Below are 4359 nucleotides of genomic sequence, written 5' to 3'. Positions count from 1 at the left end.
TTTTTGCATTTATAGGCGTAGCCTGCGAATCCATACCAATTTCGACGATCACAGATGCTTTAATTTTAGCCTTGCCACGTCTTTTCTTGAGCGTAGCATATAAGGATTTTAGATTTAACTTTTTATCTTCATAACCGTAAAAAACTTTTGGCATAGCTTTAACCATAGCTATTTTATGAAATTTAAGTTTCAAAATTCTTATTAACGTTTTCGGATAGGTGAACCAACTATCGAATAAAACATAGGTACCGGGTATTGCATAAGCTGCCGCTTGCTTTATTAAATCAATCATTACATCTGGTGATTTTTTTATAGCTTCAGCCTTTATTTTATAGCTGTTTCTCCGCTTGTCGGTAGTAGGATTAATTGGACATATACGATTTTTCTCTTTTTCAGAACTTAACAATGTAAAAGCTAAGGGCAGAAAAGTATTTCCATCAGACCAACCTAAAGTAAGCATCCTTAAGCCTTTCTGGTATTTGCAATCTACATGATCGAAAACTTTTGCTAATAACTCTACAGATTTACTTCTTGTTCTGCTATAAAATGAATCGTCAACGATTAAAACATTTACCCTATCCTTGGATGTTAATGATTCAATGTCATTTTTAATTATTGAAGATGACAATACCTGTAAATCCTTTTACAATTGCATTAGCTAACTTAGTAGCACTATATTTATTGCAATCTGTTTTGGCATCACAGAAAAATGGCTCAATCAAAATTGCTACGGCATTTGTATATTTAAGCATATATAAGTTAGGCCTTGAAATGCTCCCTCTGTTAGTGAACCGTAATCCAGCTATTTGTGCGCTTATTTTGTCTGCATAAACTTTTCCTGTTGCTGAAATATATTCAACCTCACAGCCTTATGCCACGTCAGTTTCAAAAGCATTCACATGTAAACACAAATGGAATATTGCTTTAAAAGCATTAGAGGCATTTACTCTATATGCTAAACTTTGTGCTAATGTTAGCCCTGCCATTGTTGGTGCACAATTCAAAACTGTATATCCTAACTTTTCTAATCCAGCTATTACTAATGGCCCGTATTCTCTAATGGCCTTTTCTTCATTTAAATACCCCTCACCCCCTCTATCTTCTCCAGTACCATGACCAAACTCTACTGATATTCTCATCAATATCCTCCTTTTACTTTTCTAATTCATCTAACCGTTTGTGGGCGGACTTTGTTGATTCTTCGACTCTTGCGACCTTATCACTAATATCATTAATCCTTCTATTTTGGTCTTTATTATCTAATCTAATATCATCTACACCTTTGCTTACATAATCTAATTTAGTTTCAAGCCTTGTTGTGGATTGTGCATCTGCTGTAGCTTCTGTTGTTGCTTCTTTACGTGATGTCCTAAACAAGTTACTTACAGCTAAAACTGAACCTACAATTGCACAAATTGCACCTGCTGCTAATATTACTATTGTCACCGTTACTGTACTCATTTTTATATGCCCCCAATATTTTTATTAGATAGATCTTACTGATTTACATTACGTGATCCGCCTCCTTAAATATTTTTTTGCATTGAAAAAGACACTCTTTCGAGTGCCTTACAAGTTTGTAATATACATTATGGCCCAATGGCTCTATGAATTTACACCTAATTTAATTTTGATATATGTTGCTAGCATTTCAACACCTAGCGTTCCTGAAAGCCCTGAAAAGTAGCTTAATATTTTGTTACTCTTGTCAGGGGCATTGCTTTCAAGTATTGCTTTCAGTTCATCGAGTTTTTCGTTTTGCTGAATACCTACTACCTCAAGCCTCTGAGAATTACCACCTACCGAGTTTAGGACATCTGATAATGTTCCATTAGCAGAACTCATTTTCCCTAACATTTTTTCGTTTAGTTCAGTTAGTAACTTATTATACTGGACTATTTGCTTTAAATTTTCATTATTTTCAATATCTCTGTTATTTTTTTCTCTATTCCTTTCATCCATTTGATCAGTAATTCTTTTCATTCTCTCCTTCTGTTCACGCATGTCAATATTGACACTTCTCGTAGGCTCAAAATTAAAACTATCCAAGCTAATCACCCCTTACAGGTAATTATATACTTTTTTACATTTTATTATATATAAAAATAATAATTAATATAATTATCGAATGAGTATTGAATTTAAAAGACACCCTTCGAGTGTCATTAGATTCTATAATACTAAATTTTAATAGTTATAACTAAGTTTTTAGTAGTTGTTGTCTGACTTGAATCTTTGTGCTGAAGTCTATAGAATGAAGTATCCCATGTATCTTTTGTTGAATATAGAGTTGTTAATTCATTATCGACACAGTCCAACTCGGTTAAAGCAGTATTTTTACTTAAATCTAACGTTGTTAATTTATTATAGGCACAGTTCAAATAAGTTAATGCAGTATTTTCACTTAAATCTAATGTTGTTAATTCATTATCTCTACAGTCCAAATAAGTTAAAGCAGTATTTTTACTTAAATCTAATGTTGTTAAGTTACTACCGAAACAGTACAACTCAGTTAACGCAGTATTCTTACTTAAATCTAATGTTGTTAATTTATTTGATTCACAGCCCAAAACAGTTAATGCAGTGTTTTTACTTAAATCTAATGTTGTTAATTTATTATCAACAGCGTTCAAATCAGTTAATGCAATACTTTTACTTAAATCTAATGTTATTAATTCATTACTTCTACAGTTCAAAGAAATTAATGTAGTATTTTTACTTAAATCTAATATTGTTAATTTATTATCGCTACAGTCCAAAGAAGTTAATGCAGTATTTTCACTTAAATCTAATGTTATTAATTCATTATTGCTACAATCCAAAGAAGCTAATGCAGTATTTTTACTTAAATCTAATGTTGTTAAGTTATTACTGCGACAGTCCAAATCAGTTAAAGCAGTATTTTTACTTAAATCGAATGTTATTAATTCATTATTGCTACAGTCCAAAGAAGTTAACGCAGTATTTTTACTTAAATCTAATATTGTTAATTTATTATCGCTACAGTCCAAAGAAGTTAATGCAGTATTTTTACTTAAATCTAATGTTGTTAAGTTATTACCAGCACAGTGCAAAGAAGTTAATGATGTAAAATCCTCAATTCCGCTTAAGTTGCTTACATCTGTATCTGTAACCACATTACCAGTTGCATATAGTGTTTTTATGTTTTTTACATCAGAATAAAGTATGGGTTCAGGACTACTTTTGCCTATTATGGAATATACATAGTGCTTAAAATTTTTATCAGTAAACTTACTTGTTATATCAGTGTTATCACTAATATTGCTTGCAATAGTTAATGTAGCTGATACATTAATATTATTTGTATTAACAACTCCATCTACCATAGATAATGTACCCGTAAATGTATAAGTTCCTGCTACTGTTGAACTTGCTACTTTGTCCCATGTTACCTCTAAATTCTTAGTTGTTCCATCAGATAAAATAGCTGTTACTGTTGTTGGCAATGTGTAAACATCACCTACTGTTTTTGTAATATTAATAGCACTGACTGAACTAACAATTAATTTATTAACTACTGGAGTTGTATAACTTGTTGTATCTACAGTTTGGGTAACAATCTTATCTGTTGCTGCTTTAATAGCATCCATTACTGTAGTAGCATGTGTACTAATATATGCTTTAATTACTCCTGGATTTTTAAAATCAACATTTCCTGCTTTAAGTAATTTAGCAATCTCTGCTGATTGAGTAGTCAATATATCATTCGGACTGTAGTATTTCCCATCAGAGCTTTCTTTCAAGAATACATCTCCGCCACCGTCTTTTAAATCTGCTATCAATGATTTTATATCGTTCGAAGAAGTAATTTTATAAATCTTTTTGTTTGTAGTGTTTATAATATCCCCTGTTGATGCATGAGCAACCCCACTAATTGATAATGCAATTAGTGAAACTATTGCAAACTTTGAAAACCCCATTATTAATCTTTTATTTACCATTTGTGTTTATCCCCCCTATATTATGTTTTAATAATACCATAATATATCATAAACACAAAGATAAGGATATTATTAACTCAACTTTCGCACGACAAAAAGACTAGCCTTTCTTTTAAAAATGCAGGCAATGTATCTATAAATTAGGTCAAAAACGAGTTTATTTGTTCTTTTGTCAACGAAAAGTTTTCGTGTAATGCATTTTTAAGCAGGTCTAAAACAACTTGAATAGCTTCAAAAAATTGTATATCTTGAAGTTCATCGCAGCAATTAAAAAATAAGCCACCTATAGTACGTAAATCCTCATTATTGCGGCTTTGAGTAGATAACATAATATATCTTGTAAACACAATAGTTGTATGTGCAACCATAGAATCATAAGAGCGTCCTTGAAATTCTT

Annotated in this window: 6 protein-coding genes and 1 pseudogene; all 7 read right to left on the bottom strand. The window is 31.2% G+C overall.

The window, feature by feature from the left end; genetic code table 11:
* The coding region (locus tag KPL44_RS24810; RefSeq protein ID WP_216256048.1) for an IS4 family transposase at positions 1 to 628 on the bottom strand (628 nt) is incomplete at its 3' end.
* Complete coding sequence (locus KPL44_RS26170) at positions 609 to 806, bottom strand: hypothetical protein (protein WP_367302976.1); 198 nt, start codon at positions 804 to 806, stop codon at positions 609 to 611. The genes KPL44_RS24810 and KPL44_RS26170, both read right to left, overlap by 20 nt.
* A gap of 63 nt (positions 807 to 869) precedes the next feature.
* Complete coding sequence (locus KPL44_RS26165; RefSeq protein ID WP_216256047.1) at positions 870 to 1139, bottom strand: N-acetylmuramoyl-L-alanine amidase; 270 nt, start codon at positions 1137 to 1139, stop codon at positions 870 to 872.
* A gap of 13 nt (positions 1140 to 1152) precedes the next feature.
* Positions 1153 to 1461, bottom strand: a complete 309-nt coding sequence (locus tag KPL44_RS24795) for a hypothetical protein (protein WP_216256044.1) — start codon at positions 1459 to 1461, stop codon at positions 1153 to 1155.
* A gap of 144 nt (positions 1462 to 1605) precedes the next feature.
* Entirely contained in the window at positions 1606 to 2049 is a 444-nt protein-coding gene (locus KPL44_RS24790) for a hypothetical protein (protein WP_216256042.1), read from the bottom strand.
* A 131-nt stretch (positions 2050 to 2180) separates the two neighbouring features.
* Complete coding sequence (locus tag KPL44_RS24785) at positions 2181 to 3962, bottom strand: Ig-like domain-containing protein (RefSeq protein ID WP_216256040.1); 1782 nt, start codon at positions 3960 to 3962, stop codon at positions 2181 to 2183.
* Positions 3963 to 4102: 140 nt separating this feature from the next.
* Positions 4103 to 4359, bottom strand: a pseudogene (locus KPL44_RS24780) (IS4 family transposase); the annotation flags it as partial.

It is taken from the genome of Clostridium sp. DSM 17811 (assembly GCF_018861905.1).
GTDB classification, from domain to species: Bacteria; Bacillota; Clostridia; order Clostridiales; family Clostridiaceae; genus Clostridium_AD; species Clostridium_AD frigoriphilum.
This window is presented reverse-complemented; position numbering and strand designations above follow the sequence as displayed.